We start from the raw sequence: 22,746 nt of genomic DNA, 5'->3' as shown, positions 1-22,746 counted from the left end.
GTTTAGGATATTTCACGAAGCCAATCCTTATCTTTATTGTCAGAAAGCCATTGTACAAAGTCTTTAGGCGCTACGGGGCGGCACACATGATAGCCCTGCATATACTCGCAGCCCCATGCGCGTAACATTTGTAACGAGTCTGCATCTTCCACGCCTTCCGCAATCACGCCCAAACCGAAATTATGCGCTAATTCGATGATTGTTTGAACTATCTGTCTGTCGCTGTGCTGTGATTTTAAATTGAGTACAAAGCTTTTGTCTATTTTCAGATCCGTTACAGGCAGACTTTTTAGATACGCCAGAGACGAATAGCCGGTGCCAAAATCATCGATGGCAAGCGAAAATCCTGCGTCTCTGAACGCTTGGAGTTCGCTGATGGCTCGCTCAGGGTCGGTGACTAAGTCACTTTCTGTGATTTCAAAGGCCAAACATTCGTACGGTATATCGTGTTTGAACAGCAATTGGTCAATGCGAGGTAGCAACTTTGCGTTGAGTATGTCGCGTGCGGACAGGTTGACCGCGACGCAGATGGGCTGACCTTCGGCGATAAAATATTTCACGTCGGTAATCGCCCGCTCAATCACCCAGTCCGTCACCGCCCCAATTAAACCAGCCTGCTCGGCAATACCAATAAACTCGTCAGGTGGCACAAATCCTAACGTTTTGCTGTTCCAACGGATCAATGCCTCAGCATGGGTGATTTTGCCCGAACGCAAATTCAGTTTAGGCTGGTACACCATGTTCAATTCATTCTGCCGATCGGAAAGTGCTTTTTTCAACTCAGAGATAATCGATAACCGGCGCACGTAGCGTTCTTCAAAAACCGGATCGTAATAAACGAAAAGGTTTTTAGTCGCCCTTGCTTCATCCAATGCTACGTTCAGGCACGTAAGGATTTCCTCTGGCGTGGTGCAATCTTTCGGGCAGTGCAAAACCCCTATGGCAATTTTGAGCTGTATAGTGACATCGTTAACAATGATGGGTTGCTCAAGCATCACCTGAGTACTTACAAGGTCAGCCTCAGAAAGTTCGCAAGGAGGAAGCCACAAGTATTCACCACCGTTATAACGACCACAGTGACCACCCATATCTTTAAAGCGCTCGGCAATCACTTTCAAACAAAGATCACCGTTTTCGTAGCCGAAAACATCATTGATCCCTCTGAACCCAATAATATTGGCACCAATGACCTGAAACGGCTCTCCTGTTTCAAACTTGCTATCGAGGATCTTGCTCATCTGATAACGATTATTCAAATGCGTCAGCAGGTCATGTTTTGCCTGATAATTGATTTGCCGCTCACGCGCCTGAATGTTTACGCGCATCGACTCAAAGGATTCCGCTAATTCTGATATCTCGCGTGTATTCGACTTGTCTGAAATCGTTTGCTCGTAGTCGCCTGACGAAATACGGTACGCCTGACCCGATAATCGCCGTAACGGTCTAGCCAGACGTTTGGCAACCACCGCGCCCATAAATAAAGACAAACAGATACACAGGAGCGCGATAATGGAAACGCGGATTTGCATCTGAGTAAATTCTCCAAACAAGCGGTCGACGTTTTCAGAAAGCTTTACCCAAAGCTGTTGTCCGTTGTTTTCATTCAATAAGAACTCATGGCTAACGTATTCTTCGCTCTCTGTTTTGAAGAAAATATCCCAAGACACACCATCGACTGAAAAATCAGAGCCATTCAGCATATCCATGTCACTCACGGTAGAGGCGCTGAAACGCACGTTATCATCTTGTTTGAGATACAACGTAATATCGATTTGCGAGATGCTTTTAAGCTCTTCAATCAGTTCTTTGTCTAGCTCAAAACCGATCATCGCAACGGCAATGGGATTGGGCGCGCTAACGGTGAGTAACATCGTTTGATACAGTTTGCCGTCGATCATCAGTACGCTGATGGCACCACCATTGTGAAAGGCGTCAGCGAGCAAACGTTCATCGGTAAAGGGGGTATCTGGCTGCAATTCCTCACTGGTGCTAGAAACTACGCGCCCATCAAGCGATACCAACGCCATCAAATCGGAATAGATGCGTTGTTTGTGGTTATACAGCATTGAGCTGATAGTAGCTGCATCGCCCGTGGCGGCGGCTTGCTTAAAACCAAAATCTTCTACCAATACCTTGGTGCTTAAAAACAGTTGTTCTTCCCTGTCACTCACGGCCTGTTTAAATACAGACTCTGCCACCGCCAAATTAGCGGTAAGCTGTTTGCGAGTATGATCGATGATGGATAACCAAACATTGATCAGTATCGCTATGGTTGATAACAGCACCAGCCCGCCAGCTAAGCGGAAGATGTGTTGATTCAGTGAGCGTAAAGCCAAAGCTAATTCTTCTTACCGAAAGTACGAGAGCCAAACGTGCGCGTTTCAGTTTTCTTCGCTGGCTGGAGCAAGTTAACCAACGCGTGATACTCACCGTCTACAGGAATGAGTTCAATCTGTCGTCGCTCAGTTGCACTGAGTGACAGTTTTGGATGCCACACCGTTACCGTTAAGGGGACATCCTGTTCAAACTGCACCTGACCCAGCGTGTTGGTTGCAGCGGCAGTTTCGTTATCGGCCACGTAGATGTGAGCAATCATATTGTCGTGGATATTGCAGCCGAGTACCGCAATCCCCGGCTGATCAAACGCGACAGGTGGCACCTCAGATCCTTTATACAGCTTTATCTCAAAGGGCTTGATTTGCGAGAAGCTGTAAACATGGTGGCGAATGTCATCGCTGTTGGGGAACATGACGGATTGGCCTTTGTCTATGACAAGAACTTGAGGTGAAAACTGCATGTTCACTTGGTCCATCACGGCAACTGGCTGAGTCTCAGTTGTCGAAGAGGAAGTGCGTGGTATTGAAATCACGGCGTCGGGCACTGGCGCCCCGTGTTGGTCGTACAGAGTGATCGTGTTTTGAGCGAGCGCCTGAGCGCTAAGTATGTTCAACCCGATTATCAGTGTTGCGAATAACCCACATTTTTGCCGCAATACTATTTTCATCATTAAAAACAACCAACATACCGCGTATAAGTATTCAAAATACTAACGTGTCTAAATCGATTAATCGAGAGTAACTTGTCCTTCTTATAAAAAAGGCGCTAACCGAAGCTAGCGCCAAAAGTACGGGAATATTGCATTCCCAACTCAACCCAGTGGGACTTAACGTTGACTTACTCGCCGTCGGCAGCGTCCTGCACCGCTTCACCAGCGCTTTCTATATCCTTTCCCGCCCCTTCAACGGTGGCGCAACCTGCAGCGCTCAGCATCAACATAGTGGCAAGAATGGCTGCAACAGATTTAAATAGCTTCATTGATAACTCCATTTTCATAACAAGTATCTTTTCTAATTGCTTAACTTGATTTTAATCTAGCAGGGTGCGTGCCAGACTGATTAGTCTGTGGTTACATCTATACAAATAGTTAAAATAGGTTTCATAAGGCATTGAAAAACCGTTGTTTATTTGTTTTCACTGATTTTTATTCAACGTTTCATCGGTGTAGATGGTGCTCGATTAGTTCCGAAAGCAAGAGCGGATAAGACAAAATTGCAATCGCATTTCCCAAATTTACAGACACTGTGATAACGGTTTTTTAAGACCACTGAGTTAAATGCCGGAATGCCATTTAGCGACGCCGTTTTTACCGCGTCATCCCTGACTTTTTTGATTTTAGATGTAAAATGGTTTCTCGGGGCTGGCGAATGGCAGGTTCAAGTTGTGGTAAAGTTCAGTTAATTCGTATAAATTGCGATTTCCATAGTCAAACTAGGCAGCGCGCAACCCGTGTCGGCCTGTTTGGATTCATGATAATCACTTGAATAAAAACAAAATATTATGCGCACACAGCAATCCTCTGGCTTTACCTTAATAGAACTCATCATTGTGATCGTCATCCTCGGTATTTTAGCCGTCACGGCATTACCGCGCTTTATTGATGTTAGCCGGGACGCCAGAATAGCCGTGCTGACATCGGTGAGTGGTCAGATAAAATCAATGACACAACTCACCCAAGCAAAAGCCCGGGTGAGTGGCATACGCCCACGCGCCACCAACCCAGTTTCTGGTAGTGTTCAGACAGACTACATTGTGGATTTCGGGTTTGGCAGTGTTGAAGTTGATTTTAGAAACCTCTGCCCAGAAGCCGAAGCAGAGGCGGGCGATCAACTTGATATGATCGACTTTCTCGACATCGACTTAGACGGCGAGCTAACCAGCCGCTCAACCAATCAATACACACTCATTGGTTACGACGTTCCACCCAATGGTACGCCCACAAATCAGGGCTGCTATGTGCTTTACGATTCGTTTGCAACACCGAACTGCACTGTTGAGGTGATTACAGAGGATTGTTAAAAAGCGCTGTAGCTCCTTCCTTCGTCTGGCGAGCTTGATGAGGTTTTTTCCATAGCGTTGTCGACACGATTTTTACTTATGACCGGAAGTCACAAGTAACGCAGCACGACTGAGCAAGACCCTACACGACGTACGGTGAAAAATATCAGTTTCAAACCGTAAATCAGGGTCATATGCACCGCCCAATTGTTCACCTATTGATGGCAAATGGAGAACCAGCGAAGCGGATGGCGCTTGGCATCTGACACGAACAAGGCAGTACTATCGCTGAAGGGTAAAACGATATAACATAACATAATAAGCTTTTTAAATCATAGAGTTATAGTCAAAGTGTGGCTGTAGTCCATGTCATTAGTAGGCTGTCATTTTTCTTTAATGCGTCGGCAATATTTCCTCCACAAATCCTTCATATTTACTTCAAAGAACTGACACAAACCCTCCCTAGTCTTGCTAGCACCCCGAGCATGCGCAGTGTCGGAAATATCGCAACCTCAACAAAGGAAAATGGAATGAAATTAACTTGGAAAGGCACGTTAAGCCTTGCTGCATTGACCGCGTCAGCTACGCTCAATGCAGAAGTTCTACCTGAGTATCAAGCGAACAACGCTTGGTATATCGATGCACAAACCCGTCTTGTTGACAAACTTGACACCAATAATAGCTTGCGTGCAAAGAACGTAATCTTGTTTGTAGGTGATGGTATGGGGATCTCAACTTTAACCGCATCACGAATCTTTCAAGGCCAACTAGAAGGTAATCCCGGAGAGGAGGGTTATTTGAGCTTTGAAGAGTTTCCTTACACTGCGTTGGTTAAAACGTATAACGTGAATGCGCAAACCCCTGATTCAGCAGGCACTATGACAGCAATGATGTCAGGCTTAAAAACTGATGTTGGTGTTATAGGCGTTGATGAAGACATCGAACGAGGCGATTGTGACTCTGTTGCTGGTAATGAAGTTATCACAGCATTAGAACTAGCTGAAATCAAAGGTTTGTCAACGGGTGTTATTTCTACAGCGCGGATTACACATGCAACGCCCGCAGCCACGTATGCAAAGTCAGCTGATAGAAACTGGGAAGACGTATCTGATATGCCGGACGATGCAATTGCTTCAGGATGCACAGATATCGCAGATCAGCTCGTCAACTTCGAAAAATATCTTGAAGCCAGATACACCGGTGTAGACGTTGATGGTATTGAAGTTGCGATGGGAGGCGGCAGACGCCATTTTTTGCCACGAGATGAAGCATTTAACAGTCCAGATGCATCGAGCAGTGTTGAGGGTGATCGTACTGACGGACGTGACTTAACAGCAGAATGGCAGGCGCAGTATGCTGACGGTATTTACGTTTATGATCAGATTGGATTTGAGGCAATCGATACCGATTCTGCATCTCGCGTGTTTGGGTTATTCAACGAATCACACATGCAGTATGAAGCAGACCGCGACAATGACATTGCTGGCGAGCCGTCATTAAGTGAAATGACCAGTACGGCTATCAATGTTCTTAATAACAATTCGAAAGGGTTCTTCTTAATGGTTGAATCTGGTCGCATAGACCACTCTCACCATGCTGGCAGCGCACACGGCGCATTAACTGACACCTTAGAGTTCGCTAAAGCAGTAAGAACCGCCTATGAAAACTCAGATCCAGCGGAGACTTTAATTTTAGTTACGGCTGACCATGGCCATGTATTTACTATCGCGGGCTATCCGAAGCGTGGTAATCCAATTCTAGGTAAAGTTGTTGGTGTGGGTTCTGAAGATCCCGCCAGTGCTTCTGACGGCTTACCTTACACGACACTGGGTTATACCAACGGTCGCGGCTTTAGGAATTTAGGCGATGAGACCAATGCTGACGCAACCTATGCATTTGAACCCGATGCGGGACGCAAAGACCTCACTACCGTGGAAACGACAACAACAGGATATCACCAAGAGGCATTGGTTCCTTTGTCCTCAGAAACGCACTCAGGTGAAGATATTTCACTACACGCTACAGGACCTGGCTCACAGTTAGTTCAAGGCGTAGTCGAACAGAACATGGTTTTCCATGTTATGAATCAGGCATTAGGGTTAATCGAAGAATAAGTGAGAATCGAAATGAAATTATTCAGACTAAGTATTATAGCGATTGCCCTAACGGGTTTATCAGGTTGCTTTTTAGAGGGTGACGATGGAGAAGACGGTGCTCCAGGTCAGGCTGGTGCACCAGGGCAAGATGGCTCACCTGGTCAAGATGGTGCTGCGGGTTTACAAAGTTTAACGATGCAAACCGCTCTTGCTGTGGGTGACTTAAATTGTCCAAACAGTGGTGTACAGTTCGATTCTGGTCTCGATGTTAATGGCGATGGCATGCTGAGTTCAGATGAAATCGATGACACAAACTACGTTTGCGCACCCGGTGTGACCGCAGTAAGTTCTGGAGAAATACTCGCTAATTTGAACAATGCTTGGTACATGGAAGGCAGTGCAGAGATTGAAGAAGCAAAGCAGGTTTGGTTAGCTGCCACTGGACAGACTACGAATTCTGCTGCGTTGAATTCTGTGAGTGTGAATCAAATCGCAATTGAACCCGACGCCAGTCTTGAGGCTACAATTAGCACCCTTCGAGGTAATGCAAAAAACGTGATTTTGTTTGTTGGCGATGGAATGGGGGTTTCCACTGTTACCGCCGCACGTATTCTTGAAGGCCAAATGAAGGGCCAACAAGGCGAAGAAAATCAACTTAGTTTTGACGATTTTCCATTCGCGGGATTGGCCAAAACATACAATGTTGATGCTCAAACACCCGACTCCGCGGGCACTATGACTGCAATGATGAGCGGTGTGAAAACAGATGTTGGTACGATAGGCGTAGATGAAGATATTCAACGCGGGGATTGTACTACTGTGTCTGGCAATGAATTGGTTACCGCATTAGAGCTTGCTGAAATTGCAGGCAAGTCCACAGGTATCATATCGACAGCACGGATCACGCACGCCACACCCGCAGCCACTTACGCAAAATCTGCTGATCGTAACTGGGAAGACAACTCAGATATGCCAGCAGATGCTATTACAGCTGGCTGTATGGATATAGCTGACCAACTTATCAATTTTGAGACTTATCTCGAAGAACGATATAACGGGCTTGACGTTGATGGAATTGAAGTCGCAATGGGCGGTGGTCGCAGACATTTCTTACCACGTGATCCAGCTTTTAATAGTCCTGATGCAGCGAGCTCTACGGAAGGTGATCGTACCGATAACCGTGATTTAACGGCGGAATGGCAAGCAAACTATCCTAGTGGAGTTTATGTCTTTGACCAAGCGGGTTTCGACACCATCAATACTGAGACAACCGAGCGTTTATTTGGGCTGTTTAATGAGTCACATATGCAATACGACGCAGATCGCGGCAACGACATAGCGGGTGAGCCGTCGATTGCAGAAATGACGGAAACAGCAATTAATATACTAAACAATAATGATGAAGGTTTCTTTCTCATGGTTGAATCGGGTCGCATCGATCATTCACATCACGCAGGTAGTGCTTATGGTGCATTGACGGACACTATTGCATTTGCAGAAGCCGTAAAAGTTGCCGATTCATTAACCAGCGACGAAGACACCTTAATCATAGTCACTGCCGATCATGGCCATGTTTTCACCATTGCGGGTTACCCAAAACGTGGTAATCCAATTCTAGGTAAAGTTGTTGGTGTAGGTTCTGAAACACCAGCTGTTGCTGCAGATGGCATGCCATTCACAACCCTTGGGTATACTAATGGACGTGGCTTCAGAGACTTCGGCGATGAAACCAATGCTGATGCAACGTATGCCTTTGATGCTGATACAGGGCGTAAGGATCTAACAGAGGTTGATACCCGATCAACGGGTTTCCACCAAGAAGCATTGATACCACTAAGCGCTGAGACGCACTCGGGTGAAGACATAGGTATTTATGCGAAGGGTCCTGGTGCACTGTTGGTTAATGGCACAAACGAACAGAGCATGGTGTTTCATGTTATGGCATTTGCCGGTGACTTGGTCACAAAAGCGAATGCGGTAGTTGAATAATCTATTTGTCTGACAACGGAGGGGCATTGGTGCAATGCCCCTCAATTTTTATGGAGTAAAACATGAAAAATCTGTTCTCCCTTCGATTAGTATTCACATTGGCTGTCCCGACCATCTCCGCGGTAGTTTCTCCCATTGCAGCATCGGCCAACGTAACTAACGATTGCATTGTTGAGAATCCCGAATTTTTGCGAGCGAACTATAAAATTGAGACTAACGACAGCGCTGGAAACGTTAAAGAGACTTCCTTAATTCTTTGGAGAAAAGGAAAGGAAGTAGCACATCAATATCCTCAAACAGGGATCACCGAAGCATGGCAATTGATAAAAGGAAACCGATTGAAACCTATTCGCTTTTTTGATCACTTTGAACGCGCTATTGAGTACCAACCAGGCGAAACCGTGCACGGGAAACGCGAAACCGATTGGTCGAATCGCTATCAATTAATTTCTGATTCTGTTCTATCTAAAATGACTAATTATGGTCAGGAGTCAACGATTGCATCCGAATGTAAATTAGCTCAGAAAGTAGCGCATATTGGGGATACGACACTGACGCTCAATTGGCTAACAAACCAGAAACTGATAAAGCAGTTCCACATAAAAAAAGGAAATCAATCTGTCGTATGGACACTTGAAAGTGTCGAAAGTGATGTAGATAAAATTAATGCCTTTTTTGAAACGAGGCATAATTATTATGTAACAGATTTTGCTGATATCGGCGATGATCACACAGATCCATTTTTAACACAAATGGTAACGCAGGGCTTCATAGAACATGGTGCCAGCGGGTTTTACAACGATAAGGGAGAAACAATTGGGCATCACAATCACTAACGATATCGGTGAAGCCCTTTGCACGACGAGTTATTTCAAAGAAAGTTAAGACTATGATTGACTGCATTAGTCGGTAGGAAGGCAATCATATTTTTAACTGAAGCAATAAAAAAGGGCGTAAAAAACGCCCTTGGATATATGTTTGGTGGAGCTGGCGGGATTTGAACCCGCGTCCAGAAAGTGTCAACCGTCGGTACTACATGCTTATTTTGTCTTTTATTTAACTACTTGGGACTCCGACAAACAGGATTCCCTTGCAGCTGGCCTAATACTATTTCGCGGTTCAACCTTAGACAAGTTTCCCTCGCTATTCCACTTTTATGACCTTCCAATTCCCCGCCTAGTGGACAGAGGCTGGGGTAGAAGGGCCTATGCCGGGTATTAAGCGGCTAGTGCGTAGTTTTCGTCGTTTGCGACTATTTAATTGCGGCTTTTTAAGAGGCAAACCGCTCCTCTGCATGCACCTAAAGCGTCTCAAGTCCTGTCGAATCCTAATCAGCCCCGTAAAGGTGTGTTATCGCTAACGGGCGTATAATAACATTAATCAACGCGTTCGTAATCCCTATCGCCATAAATAATTGGTTAAACGCACTTATGTGCTTTTACTACGCAGCAGTCTTTGTATATCAGCCATATTAACGCATTGGCCGCTGTGCCACGTTGCCGACAATACGTGGTGCAGGTGATTAAGTGTCTGGCGTTTTTGTTCTAGCGCGGCTACCGTATTTTCAATCTCCTGTGCTTGCTGCGCTAATAAGGTAAGAATTTTCTCATGGTCGAGTTCGCTTTCATTCGGATCTTGATGCGGTGAAACCGCAGGTGCGAGCAAATCGGACAATTGCGTCAAAGAAAATCCAAACTGTTTGGCCAATTTGATTAGCATGAGTCGCTCAGCCGCTTGTTGAGTGTACTGCCGGTAGCCAGATGCTGTGCGGTCCGCTTTAGGTAACAGGCCCACGCCCTCGTAATAACGGATGGCTGATGGTTCAATCCCAACGCGCTGCGCTAACTCACCAATTTTCATGCGGCTATTGACCTTAAAGTAGACTTTAGACTTATGCTACCACACCCCAACTGCGAGAGAGAATGGCATGTCAGATGTATTTAGGCCAATCACGCTACCCAGCGGATTGACGATAAAAAATCGGTTTGTAAAAGCCGCAATGGAAGAGAATTTAGCCAATGCGCAACAGCAGCCGGATAGTGCGTTGTTTAACCTCTATGAAGCGTGGGCAAAAGGTGGTGTGGGCCTGATCTTAACCGGCAATGTCATGGTGGATGAATACGCCATGACTGGCCCGGGGGGCGTGGCCTTAATTGAGCAAAGTGAACTAACGCCATTTCGCCGTTTGGCTGAAACGGTGCATTACAATGGCGGTAAAATTGTGATGCAAATTAACCATCCGGGCCGTCAGGTTTTCAAAAGTATGGGGGGGAAAGTACTTTCGCCGTCGAACGTTGCCTTAAATATGGGTAAGCATTCAGGTTTGTTTGCGCAACCAACCACCATGACTGATGCGCAAATTTCCGATGTGATTAAACGCTTCACTACAACGGCACAACGTGCGCAACAAGCCGGGTTTGATGGAGTACAGATCCACGCGGCACACGGTTATTTACTGTCCCAATTTCTCTCGCCGCTAACGAATAAACGCGATGATAAGTGGGGAGGGTCGATTGAAAATCGTGCGCGCCTGCTGTGCGACATTGTCGGTGAGATAAACCGTGCATGCGGGCAGGGCTTTAGTGTATCAGTTAAGCTTAACTCAGCAGACTTCCAGCGCGGCGGATTTGATATCGACGATGCACAGGTAGTCGTCTCGCAACTCAGTGAGTTGGCTGTCGATTTTGTCGAATTGTCAGGCGGTAGTTATGAGGCACCTGCCATGCAAGGTCGTTCAGCGGATGATCGTACACTGGCGCGAGAAGCGTATTTTTTAACATTTGCACAAGCCATTGCCGCCAACACCTCGCTGCCAATAATGACCACGGGCGGGATATCTCGGTTGGTAACCGCCAAGCAAGTCATCGATGGGGGTATCGATTTAGTCGGCATGGCAAGTGCACTGGCTTATCAACCGGATTTAGTGGCAAAATGGCAGCGCGGTGAAGCGCCCGATTGCGCTTTACCGACAGTACAATGGAAAGATAAAGCGTTGACTGGATTGGCGACGATGGCCTTGATCAAACGCCAGCTCAGGCGATTAAGCCAACAGAAATCACCCTCAAAAAATGACAGCCCGTTATGGACACTGATTATTGATCGATGGCGCACGGCCAGATTGACCAAACGTTACCGGCGTAATGTCATCAAACACAGTCAACACAGCGCCAGCTAGGCGCTGTGTTTCATCATACGTTCTTTTTGGCGTGCCCAGTCACGGTCTTTCACCGTATCGCGCTTATCGTGAGCCTGTTTACCTTTAGCCAGATAAATTTCGACTTTTACCCAACACGCTTTCCAATACATTGACGTGGCGACAATTGAGTAGCCTTGGCGATCACGTGCGCCCATCAGTTTGTCGAGCTCGCGCCTTTTCAGAAGCAGTTTTTTAGGGCGCTCAGGGTCGCAAATCACGTGGCTGGAAGCCTGATTGAGCGGCTGTATGCGACAGCCAAGAAGATACGCTTCACCCTTATCGATGGTGACATACGATTCGCTGATACTCGCCTTGCCAGCGCGAATACTTTTGACTTCCCAGCCTTGCAGCTCAAGCCCTGCTTCAAATTTGTCTTCTAAACTAAATTCGTGACGGGCTTTTTTATTTTGGGCAATGTTGCCCGGAGATTGTTTTTTCTTATTCATAAGCCGCGCATTATATACGACCCACACAACCTGTTAACGGTTTTTATCTAAAAATTTCGTGATAAACTTTTACCCAGTGTATTAAAACGTGATTTTAAGGAGCCGCATGGCCCAAGTTCAGCGCAGTGCGCTTGTCGCATTTAGCGCGGCATCAATGTTCGACCTCGTCAATGATGTCGAGTCTTATCCTGAATTTTTACCCGGTTGTGCTGACAGCCGAATCGATCAGCATTCTGACGATGCCATGCAAGCATCATTGTTAATTTCAAAAGCGGGTATCAAGCAGTGGTTCACCACGCGCAATCATTGGGTGAAAAACCAGCGCATTGATATGTCGTTAGTGGATGGGCCGTTTTCGGCGTTAAGTGGCGGTTGGGTGTTTACGCCCCTAAATGAATCAGCCTGTAAGATCGAGCTCAATTTACAGTTTGAATTTAATAGCCGCCTCACTCAATTGGCGTTTGGGAAGGTGTTTAACAGTATTGCGGCGAATATGGTCGATGCATTCACCGCACGTGCCAAGCAGGTTTATTCACATGGCTGAGCAAATCACGGTAGAAGTGGCCTACGCGTTGCCAGAAAAGCAGGCGTTACTTGAGATCCGCATTGATGCAGGCGCAACCGTCGAGGAAGCTATCCAAGCCTCAGGTATTTTAAAGACCTTCGTGGATATTGATTTGTCTCAAAACAAAGTGGGTGTATGGAACCGAACGGCGAAGCTAACGGATGTGTTGTCTAACGGCGATAGAGTTGAAATTTATCGCCCGTTGATTGCTGATCCAAAAGAAGTGCGTAAACGCCGTGCGGAAAAAGCGAAACAGGAAGGACGTGCGGATAAGGTCACTGGCGGCCGTCCCAAGCCGCCTGTTGAAAAACCTGATTAACTATTTAGTATTTGCGGCGTTGTAAGCCTGTGGTTGCTAAGATTTTCGCTGAGATCTCCTCAATCGAAAATTTTGTACTGTTCAGAAACGGTATTTTCTCCTTGCGGTATAAATTTTCGACTTCACGAAGTTCCATCCGACACTGCTGCATAGACGCATAACGGCTGTTAGCGCGCCGCTCAGAACGTATCTGATGCAATCTCTCAGGATGGATAGTTAAGCCAAAGAGCTTATCTTTGAAGCGGCGTAGCGCGGGCGGCAGTTTCAAAATATCGCCCATGTCTTCTTCAGTGAACGGGTAGTTCGCCGCTTTAATACCGTATTGCAGCGCCAGATAAAGGCTTGTCGGTGTTTTACCCGAGCGCGATACACCCACCAAAATTAAATCGGCCTCGTGATAGTTCTTCAAGTTAGAGCCATCATCATTCGCCAGGGCGTAATTAACCGCCTCAATTCTAATATCGTAAGTGGTTTCGTGAATACTGTGTGTACGGTGCTTCTCAGGTTTTGAGGGAACCCCCAGCACTTTTTCCAGCGGCGCCACGAATTGATCGAGAAAATTGTAGTTTATTCCCACTGACGACGAGATTATTTTACGAACATCTGTGTTCACTATGGTGTAGAACACCAGTGGACGCTCACCATTTTCTTGAAAACTTTCAGAAATTTTTGTTAACACTTCGTGCGCATGTTGTTCGGTTTCCACAAACGGGATGGTTTTGTGAGTAAATTTCATTGGGAACAGAGACAGAAGCGCGTGGCCAAAAACCTCAGAAGTAATGGCTGTACCATCAGATATATAGTATGCAGTGCGCACAACATCTCCTTAACATTGTTGTAAATTTATTACAGAAGTAAATAAAATTTTACTTTGTGATGACCGGCATTCTAAAATCCCCCCGAGAAAAAGCCAGTCTTAGCATGAATTTACTTTATCTAGGCGGCAACAAAAACACAAAAAACCTACAATTTAGCAATAACAGCCGGAGGCTTTACAGGTGCAAGAGTACGTACTTTGGTATCAACAGTTGGGAATGGACGACGTTGGTAGAGTGGGCGGCAAGAACGCCTCTTTAGGTGAAATGATATCCAACTTAGCCAACGCCGGTGTGCAAGTGCCAGGTGGATTCGCGACCACCGCGTCAGCATTCAATCAATTTTTAGAACAAAGCGGTCTTGAGGCCCGTATCCACGAATTGCTAGATTCTCTCGATGTCGAAGACGTAAATGCCTTGGCGCAAGCCGGCAAGACAATACGTGATTGGATCATCGAAACCCCATTTCAACCCGAGCTAGAAGATGCTATTCGTTCCGCATTTGCTGAATTACAGGGCGATGCGGGCGACGAAGCTTCGTTTGCAGTACGCTCATCTGCGACCGCCGAAGATATGCCAGACGCCTCGTTTGCAGGCCAGCAAGAAACGTTTTTGAATGTGAAAGGCTATGATTCGGTGATGGTAGCCATTAAGCATGTGTTTGCCTCATTGTTTAACGACCGGGCTATTTCGTATCGCGTGCACCAGGGATACGATCACAAAGGTGTGGCGTTGTCAGCGGGTATTCAGCGCATGGTACGTAGCGATATTGCGTCCTCTGGTGTCATGTTTACTATTGATACCGAAAGCGGTTTTGAAGATGTGGTATTCATCACCAGTTCGTATGGCTTGGGCGAAATGGTGGTGCAGGGGGCGGTAAATCCCGATGAATTTTACGTGCACAAGCCAACATTAAATGCCAGTAAACCTGCCATTGTGCGTCGCAATTTGGGCAGTAAGCTCACACAAATGATTTATTCAGATGCGGTCGAACACGGCAAGCAAGTGGAAATCGTTGATATTCCCAAAGAGCAGTCGTTGCAGTTTTCCTTGAACGATGCAGAAGTGATGGAGCTTGCTAAGCAAGCACAGATCATAGAAAAGCATTACAAACGTCCGATGGATATCGAATGGGCCAAAGATGGCACTGACGGAAAGTTATATATCGTTCAGGCTCGCCCAGAAACGGTGCGTAGCCGAGAAGACGCGCAAGTGATTGAGCGTTTCCAGCTTAAAGGTAATGCTGGGATCGTGTGTAAAGGCCGTGCTATTGGTCATAAGATTGGTGCGGGTGTGGCTAAGGTGCTTGGCTCCATTGAAGAAATGGACAAAATCCAGCCAGGCGATGTGTTAGTGACTGACATGACCGACCCAGATTGGGAGCCGATCATGAAGAAAGCGGCTGCGATTGTAACTAACCGAGGCGGGCGTACATGCCATGCTGCGATCATCGCGCGAGAGCTTGGTATACCTGCGGTTGTGGGCTGTGCAGATGCGACTCAAGCGATTAAAAATGGTGACAAAATCACGGTGTCCTGTGCTGAGGGCGACACGGGTTACATATACAATCAAGCGCTGGAGTTTGATGTAGTAACATCGCGTGTTGACTCTATGCCGGATCTACCGCTTAAAGTGATGATGAATGTCGGTAATCCAGATCGAGCTTTCGATTTTGCCCGCTTACCGCACGCTGGTGTGGGCCTTGCACGTCTTGAATTTATCATTAACCGTATGATTGGTGTGCATCCGAAGGCGCTGTTAAATTTTGAGGAACAGCCTGATGATTTGAAAGCGGAAATCAGTGAAATGATTGCCGGCTACGAATCACCTGTTGAGTTTTACATCCAGAAGTTGGTTGAAGGTATATCAACCATCGGTGCGGCATTCTCACCTGAAAAAGTGATTGTGCGCATGTCAGACTTTAAGTCGAATGAATATTTCAACTTGGTCGGTGGTTTCCAATACGAACCGGATGAAGAAAATCCGATGTTGGGTTTCCGTGGGGCAAGCCGTTACATCTCGGAAGATTTCAGAGACTGTTTTGCCTTGGAGTGTGAGGCAATTAAGCGTGTTCGAAACGACATGGGCTTGACCAATGTCGAGATTATGATCCCCTTCGTTCGGACCTTGGAAGAGGGTGAGAAAGTTATTGAGCTACTGGCCGAACAGGGCTTGAAGCAGGGTGAAAACGGATTACGCGTTATTATGATGTGTGAATTACCTTCTAATGCCCTACTGGCCGATAAATTCTTGGATATCTTCGACGGCTTCTCTATCGGTTCAAACGATTTAACGCAGTTAACCTTAGGGTTAGACCGAGATTCAGGCGTCATTGCGCATTTGTTTGATGAACGCAACGAAGCCGTGAAAGCGTTATTAGCGATGGCTATTCAAGCAGCCAAGAAACGTGGCAAGTATGTTGGTATTTGTGGTCAGGGCCCATCTGACCACGAAGACTTGGCGGCCTGGCTGGTGGAGCAAGGTATAGACAGCGTGTCACTTAATCCTGATACAGTGGTTGAAACCTGGCTGTATCTGGCTGAAAAACACGCATAGCAAGCAGCCTTTTCATCGCAAAAAACGCAACCAACCGGTTGCGTTTTTTTTAACGACGACTTAGCAACCAACGATCAAGCCACGCAGCGCTTCGCGTCATGGAGCGCTGAGTGCGCTTTAAGACTTTGCGTGCCGCAAGGTGATCCATACTCAGCAAAACCAACCCTGCAATAACCAATAAAATTGACCCCGGTATCACAGTAAATATGACACCCGTGATGCATAGCGCAGCGCCGCCGATGGTTCTCAATGTTTTATTCATTTGTACCCCTTTTGAACGGTCTCTCGTATTAACTAAGTCAGTATAGTGGTGGCAACAGTCATGCGTACGGTTAAGTTGTTTCTAATTGTTGCGCGCTCCGCCGCTTCGTCACTTGGTTATTAATCTGCCGCACTGTATAATTGCGCCTCATTTTCGGGAGCGAAAGCGTTTGATTTTACCTGCCATATCACCTGAGTCTGGCTTAGACAGTCAGTATCTTGCCTTTCTGGATGCGTTGTCGCGCAGTCCGTTTTCAGGCGACATAGAATCAAGCTACTCGAGTCGTCTTGCTGTTGCGACCGATAACTCGGTTTATCAGGCTATGCCACAAGCCGTTGTGTATCCGCGCAGTGTCGATGATATCGTGCAGATAGGCCAGTTGGCAGCGCAGAACCCCAGCATCAAGTTTTCAGCTCGCGGTGGTGGAACCGGTACCAATGGGCAATCACTCACCAATGGCATCGTCGTTGATATCAGCCGTTATCTGGATCAAGTGCTGGAAATCAATGTGGAGCAGCGTTGGGTTAAGGTGCAGGCCGGGATTGTGAAGGATGCACTGAACGATTATTTACGCCCGTTTGGTTTTTTCTTTTCGCCAGACCTGTCAACCAGTAATCGCGCCACTATCGGCGGTATGATCAATACGGATGCGTCAGGTCAGGGTTCACTGGTGTACGGCAAGACCAGCGACCACGTACTGGGCATTACTGCGGTGCTGGCCAATGGTGAAGTATTCAAAACAGCGCCCAGAAAAGTGGATAGCGAACTGGGGCAGGTACAGCAGCAGGGGCTAACCGATACAGCGAAAGGCATTTATGCTCAGTTGGTTGATACCTGTATTGGCAAACGCGATGCAATTTTAGCCAAATTTCCACGTATGAACCGCTTTCTGACGGGCTATGATTTGGAGCATGCGGCATCCGATGACCTCAGCGCGATCGATGCAACCCGCGTGATCACAGGTTCAGAAGGGTCACTGGCATTTGTGGCTGAGGCGATTTTGGATATTACGCCTATCCCAACGCACAAAGCGCTGATCAACATAAAATATGACAGTTTTGAATCTGCACTCAGGCATGCTCCGGCAATGGTTGAGGCGCAGGCAACATCGGTCGAAACCGTCGACAGTAATGTGCTCAATTTGGCCCGTACCGACATCATCTGGCACAGCATCAGCGACCTAATCAAAGATGTACCAAATAAGTCGGTGATGGGCCTGAATATGGTTGAGTATAATAGCGAATCGCTTGAAGACATAGAGTCTCGCATCGACGCGTTGAAAACCACACTGGATCGTGCCATCAACGATGAAAGCAATGGAGTGATTGGCTATCAAATCACCTTTGACACGGCAGAAATTCAAAAGATTTATGCCATGCGCAAAAAAGCGGTAGGCCTTTTGGGCAAGACAAAAGGGAGTCAGAAACCCATCGCCTTCGCCGAAGACACTGCGGTACCCCCCGAAAACCTCGCCGATTTTATTATGGATTTCCGCGCTCTTTTAGATTCACACGGTTTGCACTACGGTATGTTCGGTCACGTTGATGCTGGCGTTTTGCATGTTCGCCCCGCGTTAGATTTGTGCGACCCCGCTCAGGAAAAGTTAATGCTAACCTTGTCAGACCAAGTGGTTACACTCGTTGCACAATACGGCGGGCTGATGTGGGGAGAGCATGGCAAAGGCTATCGCAGTGAGTACGGACCGGCATTTTTTGGTGATGAGCTCTTTACGGAATTGCGCAAACTCAAAACAGCCTTTGATCCCCATAACCAAATGAATCCGGGCAAGATATGCACACCCATTCATTCCAACGAACCGCTGGTTAAAGTGGCAGGACCAAAGCGAGCGCATCTGGATAAGACAATTCCCATTCAGTTTAAGCAAACGTTTGAGCCCGCCATGAGTTGTAACGGCAATGGGCTGTGTTTTAATTACGACACGACATCGCCGATGTGCCCGTCAAGCAAAGTCACTCAAGATCGCCGGCATAGCCCCAAAGGCAGAGCAGGCATGATCAGAGAATGGCTGCGCTTACTGAATCAACAAGGTGTCACACCTGATAAACTCGATGCTGAGTCTTTCTCTACATCGCTGTGGGAGCGCTGGATAAATTCGCGTAGCCGCACGCAGGATTTTTCTCATGAAGTGTTAGAGGTTATGAACGGGTGCTTGGCGTGCAAATCATGCAGTAGCCAATGTCCTGTCGGCGTTGACGTCCCCGATTTTAGAGCCAAGTTTCTTTCAATTTATTACCAGCGTTATTTGCGACCGTTAAAAGATCACTTCGTTGCCAATGTTGAGCAGATCGCGCCGATAATGGCAAAAGCACCTGGGTTTTTTAATGCGTTTTTGCGCCAGAGCTGGATGCAAACGTTACTTAAAAAAAGCATCGGTTATGTCGATACGCCGCTCATCTCGTCGCCATCGTTACAACAGCAGATGAAGTCGTTAGATAATCGTGTAACGCTTGGCGAATTGCGTCGTTTAGATGAAGGCGCACGTCAACAGCATGTGATTATCGTTCAGGATCCGTTCACCTCCTTCTACGATGCAGAGGTCGTCGCTGAGTTTGCAACGTTAATCAGTGCATTGGGTCTGACGCCCGTGCTATTGCCATTTAAACCCAATGGTAAACCTCAGCACGTTAAAGGCTTTCTGTCACGCTTTGAGCGCACCGCTCAGGCCACGTCCACATTTCTTAACGAAATTGCGCTACTGGGCGTGCCGATGGTGGGCGTGGATGCCTCATTGGTACTGTGTTATCGCGATGAATACAAAAAAACGTTAGGCGATAAGCGCGGTGAATTTGAAGTGCTCACGGTACAGGAGTGGCTTACCGACGCACTGAGCAACCCCGCTGTGGCAAGTCGATTAGCTGATAGCGGTGACGAAAAATCGCCAACGACACCCTACCTACTACTGTCGCACTGCACTGAAAAAACCGCGCTTCCTGCGGCAGAGCGCCAGTGGCAAAACATATTTAAACAAGCCGGCTTAACGCTGCAATCGACTGCCGTCGGTTGCTGTGGCATGGCGGGAACTTATGGTCACGAAGCGGAACAATTCGAAAACAGTCGCAATATCTACGATTTAAGTTGGCGCGACGTGGTGCAGCACGCAGCGCATAACACTCTATTAGCAACCGGCTACTCCTGTCGTAGCCAGGTTAATCGGTTTGATGGCTTCAAACCGAAACATCCCTTACAAGTGCTAACCGCGCATATAAAACACGCGAAACAGGCGACAAATTCCTCCGCTGAGCACAAGCTATAACAACGATTAAGGACATTAACATGGAACAGCAACAAGCGCCTCAAAACCAGGAGCAATTGGGTGAGTGGGTCAGAACACAATTTCAAAAAGCGAATAAACACTTGGCTGAGAATGGTGTCTTATTTGAATCCGTGGTGGCGGAAGATAGCCGTTACATGGCACCTTTTGTGGCTATTTGGAAGATTAACGCGAACAATCAAAAACAATACTGGGTTATCAGCGGCGACTTGCCGGTCGATTACTTGCCCAGCAGTGTGGCTGAAGATGCGCGTAGTGCCTTACGTCACTTTGCGCTCAAATGGCAGTTGAAAGCCGAGAACATTCGTTCGGAAGCCGCCAACGACGCAACACAAACCGAGTATGCCCAGTTACTAGAGGCCCGCGCTGAAGGCTTGTTTGAACTGCAATCGCAAGACAAACTCTGGGCCTCTCAGTCCTAGTCAACAAAATAGAAGCCTTGCTCAGCCAAAGATCGTAGTAGTGAGCAATATTCTGCAAAGTAGGGGTCGGTTACTGCCAACTTTGTTTCAGTCAGTGGTTGATTCAGTAAAGGCTCAACGATGTGTTTAAGACCCGCTGAGCATTCAAACCCGACACCGTCGATGTAGAAAACGAAGGTAGCGCCGCTCTGTTTAGCTCTATAGAGGGGCCTCACCGCTTCGTTTCGACACACCGTGATGCGGTGGGGTAAGTGCATTTCTAAGTCGGAACGTGACTCCGGCGAGGGGGCCAAAGGTTCAATATCAAGGGACTGCTCACTCAGAAAACGCATGAGCATCTCTTCAGTCTCTGGGCGATTGACGGCCTCTATCATGAGCTGTTTTAAACGTTCGATGTCGCCATTATCGACACAGGCTGGATGCATGGTTGCTTCCCGGTGTGGGTCGGTAAAACGGCTGTTTTTGCCTTGCTGCTCAAAAAGGTTGTCATGTAACGCGGCGATCAGTTGCTCGTTGTCCGGTGCACGAAAACCAATGCTGTATGTCAGAGCATCATGTATCGTTTCACCCCGATGCGGCCAACCGGGCGGAATGTAAATAATATCGCCTGGCTGCGTGATCACATCAATGATCGGAGTAAACTCGTTGATCTGACGTAGCCCGTCACGGTTCACTTCCTGGTAGTCTCCCGGTTCGCCTATCTGCCAACGACGCTGCCCCTTACCTTGGATAAGAAATACATCGTATTGGTCAATGTGCGCGCCGACACCAGCGCCTGCAACACTGAAACTTACCATGACGTCATCCATACGCCAGTAAGGTATGAAAGTGAATTGCTCGATCAGGTCATCCACTTCACCGATATGCCGGTCGACGGATTGGACCAATAAACTCCACTGGTCAATACACACCGATTCGAATCCATCGAATGGACCAGAGGTGTTTTTCCACTGCCCCGTCGCTGTTCGTGACACGATGCGGCTGTCTACATCCGGCTGCATGGCTAATCCAGCCAGTTCATGTTCATCTAACGGATCCCTAAAGTGGTGAATAAGGTTCCTCAGTACAGCAGGCTTTTGTTGCCAGTGCTGGGTGAGAAAATGCTGAACGTTAAAGTCTTTATCGATTAAATTCATTGGGTATCTGCTATGTGGCGGCGAATAAGGTAGCTTGTTGTGAGGGGCAAGCCTTTGAGCGGAATTTTACCATGATTCTTAACGGCAATTTCCAACGTGATCAATGCGGCGGTATTGGCACAAATGTGAACTTGATTGTGTGGGCAGGTTTGCTCCAGTCGCGCGGCTCTGATCACCGAAACACCCCAAATATCCCAGTGCGGGCGCAGTTTGCCGATTACACCGGCCGATACCGAGCCACAAGCAATACCAATTCGCAAAGACGAATCGAACCCTGAATTGTGGGCTATTTGACCAAATGCGTCGACGATAGACAGGGCAGCGCGGCATAAAGCGATTGCATTTGCTTGAACTGAGGGGCCCGGCGCACCCGTTGACCCTTTGGTGTTGAGTCCAATAGCGGCGATGTATTGATCGCCGTTGGTTTTAATACGTTCCGCACCCGCCTGAACGATTTCATCATCGAAAGCACAGAAGCAGTCGTGCAACAATTGCATGCTCTGTACAGGGCTATGTTTGGCAGCGAACGTACTGTAACCCGACATATCGATAAACATGACAACGGCTTGTGGGCATTGGATCGTCTCGGGGGTAGAACGGGTGTCATTCAAGTGAATGTTCGCTGGCAATATTTGCCTAAGCACACCGTATGATTGTTGGTGAAGCGCGTTTAGTTGCTTCCAGCGGAGCGTGATCAAATGGCGCACACTAAATGCGACACTGGTGCACGTAATGAGTAACAGCAGCGCATTGGAAAAACTGACAAAAGGTTTAACGTGACTGTGTATTGGCGGCCATGCGCTTAGCAACATACTGTAAAGTGAGGCCGGAACCCAACCGGTGTAGAGTAATTCAAACACCACAAATGCAGCAACATAGGCGCTGACAGGAACGATCAAGCGCTTAGTGGTATCACCGGCATAGAGATAACACGCAATGAAAACACCTAATAACATGAACCAATGCGTGTGATAGTTGCTTTGCCATAAAATACACACACTGGTGAGATAGGTGAGGTAGCTGACTAGTGTAATGCGCCGCGCTATGCGGAGGGCTTCTCTGTGAACTAAAAGTAGCGCACTGCCAAACATTAGCATGTGCGCAACCCCGCTAAGTGCAATCGCTACGCTGTATGGCGGCTGAATAATTAGCGCTAAAAGGATTTGACAGCCAACACCAACACACACTAACAGTGTTACCACGCTGTGTAGATGCTGCCGTGTGGTTTTAAGCGTTGCGATCATTTGTGCCGACACGATGGTTTGTGCTCCCTGTGCGTGTAAATCTCATAGGATGAGAAGTTCACAACGGCCTCCC

At 47.3% G+C, this 22,746-nt stretch carries 19 protein-coding genes and 1 other RNA gene; 10 read left to right on the top strand and 10 right to left on the bottom strand.

Annotated features, from left to right (window positions below):
- Nucleotides 1-2: 2 nt before the first annotated feature.
- The 3 genes from KIU71_RS09280 to KIU71_RS09270 form a co-directional block, all read right to left on the bottom strand.
- A complete protein-coding gene (locus tag KIU71_RS09280) occupies nucleotides 3-2,336 on the bottom strand; it encodes a bifunctional diguanylate cyclase/phosphodiesterase (RefSeq protein WP_214130975.1) in 2,334 nt (777 codons plus the stop codon).
- 2 nt (nucleotides 2,337-2,338) lie between these two features.
- Nucleotides 2,339-3,007 carry a methylamine utilization protein gene (locus KIU71_RS09275; protein WP_214130974.1) on the bottom strand — a complete coding sequence of 223 codons (669 nt, stop codon included), beginning with the start codon at nucleotides 3,005-3,007 and terminating at the stop codon, nucleotides 2,339-2,341.
- Nucleotides 3,008-3,174: 167 nt separating this feature from the next.
- Nucleotides 3,175-3,315, bottom strand: a complete 141-nt coding sequence (locus KIU71_RS09270) for an entericidin A/B family lipoprotein (protein WP_250207393.1) — start codon at nucleotides 3,313-3,315, stop codon at nucleotides 3,175-3,177.
- Nucleotides 3,316-3,837: 522 nt separating this feature from the next.
- Here KIU71_RS09270 and KIU71_RS18040 point away from each other — a divergent pair.
- The 4 genes from KIU71_RS18040 to KIU71_RS09250 all read left to right on the top strand — a co-directional run bounded on the left by KIU71_RS18040 (nucleotide 3,838) and on the right by KIU71_RS09250 (nucleotide 9,256).
- Nucleotides 3,838-4,356: a prepilin-type N-terminal cleavage/methylation domain-containing protein gene (locus tag KIU71_RS18040; protein WP_214130973.1), complete on the top strand. Its 519-nt coding sequence runs from the start codon at nucleotides 3,838-3,840 to the stop codon at nucleotides 4,354-4,356.
- A 509-nt stretch (nucleotides 4,357-4,865) separates the two neighbouring features.
- Nucleotides 4,866-6,449 carry an alkaline phosphatase gene (locus tag KIU71_RS09260; protein WP_214130972.1) on the top strand — a complete coding sequence of 528 codons (1,584 nt, stop codon included), beginning with the start codon at nucleotides 4,866-4,868 and terminating at the stop codon, nucleotides 6,447-6,449.
- 12 nt (nucleotides 6,450-6,461) lie between these two features.
- The gene (locus tag KIU71_RS09255) at nucleotides 6,462-8,420 is read left to right on the top strand and encodes an alkaline phosphatase (RefSeq protein WP_214130971.1); all 1,959 of its coding nucleotides are present in this window, start codon (nucleotides 6,462-6,464) and stop codon (nucleotides 8,418-8,420) included.
- Nucleotides 8,421-8,482: 62 nt separating this feature from the next.
- A complete protein-coding gene (locus KIU71_RS09250) occupies nucleotides 8,483-9,256 on the top strand; it encodes a hypothetical protein (protein WP_250207392.1) in 774 nt (257 codons plus the stop codon).
- 143 nt (nucleotides 9,257-9,399) lie between these two features.
- Here the strand turns inward: KIU71_RS09250 and ssrA are convergent.
- Nucleotides 9,400-9,759: a transfer-messenger RNA gene (gene ssrA / locus KIU71_RS09245) on the bottom strand.
- An 89-nt stretch (nucleotides 9,760-9,848) separates the two neighbouring features.
- Entirely contained in the window at nucleotides 9,849-10,280 is a 432-nt protein-coding gene (locus KIU71_RS09240; protein WP_214130970.1) for a MerR family transcriptional regulator, read from the bottom strand.
- 67 nt (nucleotides 10,281-10,347) lie between these two features.
- Between KIU71_RS09240 and KIU71_RS09235 the strand changes: the two genes are divergently transcribed.
- Nucleotides 10,348-11,595: an NADH:flavin oxidoreductase/NADH oxidase family protein gene (locus tag KIU71_RS09235; protein ID WP_214130969.1), complete on the top strand. Its 1,248-nt coding sequence runs from the start codon at nucleotides 10,348-10,350 to the stop codon at nucleotides 11,593-11,595.
- Here KIU71_RS09235 and smpB read toward each other — a convergent pair.
- Nucleotides 11,592-12,062 (bottom strand): SsrA-binding protein SmpB, encoded by a 471-nt coding sequence (gene smpB, locus KIU71_RS09230; protein ID WP_214130968.1) that lies wholly within the window; start codon nucleotides 12,060-12,062, stop codon nucleotides 11,592-11,594. The two genes, KIU71_RS09235 and smpB, sit on opposite strands and share 4 nt — an antisense overlap.
- A gap of 106 nt (nucleotides 12,063-12,168) precedes the next feature.
- On the opposite strand from smpB, the gene KIU71_RS09225 reads away from it, so the two are divergent.
- Nucleotides 12,169-12,606 (top strand): type II toxin-antitoxin system RatA family toxin, encoded by a 438-nt coding sequence (locus tag KIU71_RS09225; RefSeq protein WP_214130967.1) that lies wholly within the window; start codon nucleotides 12,169-12,171, stop codon nucleotides 12,604-12,606.
- Nucleotides 12,599-12,946: an RnfH family protein gene (locus KIU71_RS09220; protein ID WP_214130966.1), complete on the top strand. Its 348-nt coding sequence runs from the start codon at nucleotides 12,599-12,601 to the stop codon at nucleotides 12,944-12,946. Before KIU71_RS09225 ends, KIU71_RS09220 begins: the two co-directional genes overlap by 8 nt.
- Nucleotides 12,947-12,950: 4 nt before the next feature.
- On the opposite strand, the gene ppsR is transcribed toward KIU71_RS09220, so the two are convergent.
- Entirely contained in the window at nucleotides 12,951-13,763 is an 813-nt protein-coding gene (gene ppsR, locus KIU71_RS09215) for a posphoenolpyruvate synthetase regulatory kinase/phosphorylase PpsR (protein ID WP_214130965.1), read from the bottom strand.
- Nucleotides 13,764-13,944: 181 nt separating this feature from the next.
- On the opposite strand from ppsR, the gene ppsA reads away from it, so the two are divergent.
- Nucleotides 13,945-16,317 (top strand): phosphoenolpyruvate synthase, encoded by a 2,373-nt coding sequence (gene ppsA / locus KIU71_RS09210; RefSeq protein ID WP_214130964.1) that lies wholly within the window; start codon nucleotides 13,945-13,947, stop codon nucleotides 16,315-16,317.
- 49 nt (nucleotides 16,318-16,366) lie between these two features.
- Here ppsA and KIU71_RS09205 read toward each other — a convergent pair whose 3' ends face one another.
- Nucleotides 16,367-16,579: a PGPGW domain-containing protein gene (locus KIU71_RS09205; RefSeq protein WP_214130963.1), complete on the bottom strand. Its 213-nt coding sequence runs from the start codon at nucleotides 16,577-16,579 to the stop codon at nucleotides 16,367-16,369.
- A 172-nt stretch (nucleotides 16,580-16,751) separates the two neighbouring features.
- On the opposite strand from KIU71_RS09205, the gene ydiJ reads away from it, so the two are divergent.
- The gene (gene ydiJ / locus KIU71_RS09200) at nucleotides 16,752-19,853 is read left to right on the top strand and encodes a D-2-hydroxyglutarate dehydrogenase YdiJ (RefSeq protein ID WP_214131040.1); all 3,102 of its coding nucleotides are present in this window, start codon (nucleotides 16,752-16,754) and stop codon (nucleotides 19,851-19,853) included.
- A gap of 20 nt (nucleotides 19,854-19,873) precedes the next feature.
- Nucleotides 19,874-20,293: a DUF4826 family protein gene (locus KIU71_RS09195; protein ID WP_214130962.1), complete on the top strand. Its 420-nt coding sequence runs from the start codon at nucleotides 19,874-19,876 to the stop codon at nucleotides 20,291-20,293.
- Here KIU71_RS09195 and KIU71_RS09190 read toward each other — a convergent pair.
- On the bottom strand, nucleotides 20,290-21,429 hold the full coding sequence (locus tag KIU71_RS09190) for a cupin domain-containing protein (RefSeq protein ID WP_214130961.1): 1,140 nt from the start codon (nucleotides 21,427-21,429) through the stop codon (nucleotides 20,290-20,292). The genes KIU71_RS09195 and KIU71_RS09190 overlap by 4 nt on opposite strands.
- Entirely contained in the window at nucleotides 21,426-22,685 is a 1,260-nt protein-coding gene (locus KIU71_RS18035) for an adenylate/guanylate cyclase domain-containing protein (RefSeq protein WP_214130960.1), read from the bottom strand. Before KIU71_RS18035 ends, KIU71_RS09190 begins: the two co-directional genes overlap by 4 nt.
- Between the last annotated feature and the right edge of the window lie 61 nt (nucleotides 22,686-22,746).

Origin of the sequence: Alteromonas oceanisediminis (genome assembly GCF_018474025.1) — a bacterium.
Classification (GTDB): domain Bacteria; phylum Pseudomonadota; class Gammaproteobacteria; order Enterobacterales; family Alteromonadaceae; genus Alteromonas_E; species Alteromonas_E oceanisediminis.
The sequence above is the reverse complement of the archived record's forward strand: the minus strand, read 5'-3'. Positions and strand labels throughout refer to the sequence as shown.

Coding starts and splice junctions, on each gene's coding strand:
- KIU71_RS09235 (WP_214130969.1), top strand. CDS start 10,348: ATGTCAGATGTATTTAGGCCAATCACGCTACCCAGCGGATTGACGATA.
- KIU71_RS09225 (WP_214130967.1), top strand. CDS start 12,169: ATGGCCCAAGTTCAGCGCAGTGCGCTTGTCGCATTTAGCGCGGCATCA.
- smpB (WP_214130968.1), bottom strand. CDS start 12,062: ATGAATAAGAAAAAACAATCTCCGGGCAACATTGCCCAAAATAAAAAA.
- KIU71_RS18040 (WP_214130973.1), top strand. CDS start 3,838: ATGCGCACACAGCAATCCTCTGGCTTTACCTTAATAGAACTCATCATT.
- KIU71_RS09255 (WP_214130971.1), top strand. CDS start 6,462: ATGAAATTATTCAGACTAAGTATTATAGCGATTGCCCTAACGGGTTTA.
- KIU71_RS09240 (WP_214130970.1), bottom strand. CDS start 10,280: ATGAAAATTGGTGAGTTAGCGCAGCGCGTTGGGATTGAACCATCAGCC.
- KIU71_RS09195 (WP_214130962.1), top strand. CDS start 19,874: ATGGAACAGCAACAAGCGCCTCAAAACCAGGAGCAATTGGGTGAGTGG.
- KIU71_RS09220 (WP_214130966.1), top strand. CDS start 12,599: ATGGCTGAGCAAATCACGGTAGAAGTGGCCTACGCGTTGCCAGAAAAG.
- KIU71_RS09205 (WP_214130963.1), bottom strand. CDS start 16,579: ATGAATAAAACATTGAGAACCATCGGCGGCGCTGCGCTATGCATCACG.
- KIU71_RS09260 (WP_214130972.1), top strand. CDS start 4,866: ATGAAATTAACTTGGAAAGGCACGTTAAGCCTTGCTGCATTGACCGCG.
- KIU71_RS09270 (WP_250207393.1), bottom strand. CDS start 3,315: ATGAAGCTATTTAAATCTGTTGCAGCCATTCTTGCCACTATGTTGATG.
- KIU71_RS09190 (WP_214130961.1), bottom strand. CDS start 21,429: ATGAATTTAATCGATAAAGACTTTAACGTTCAGCATTTTCTCACCCAG.
- KIU71_RS09275 (WP_214130974.1), bottom strand. CDS start 3,007: ATGATGAAAATAGTATTGCGGCAAAAATGTGGGTTATTCGCAACACTG.
- KIU71_RS09250 (WP_250207392.1), top strand. CDS start 8,483: ATGAAAAATCTGTTCTCCCTTCGATTAGTATTCACATTGGCTGTCCCG.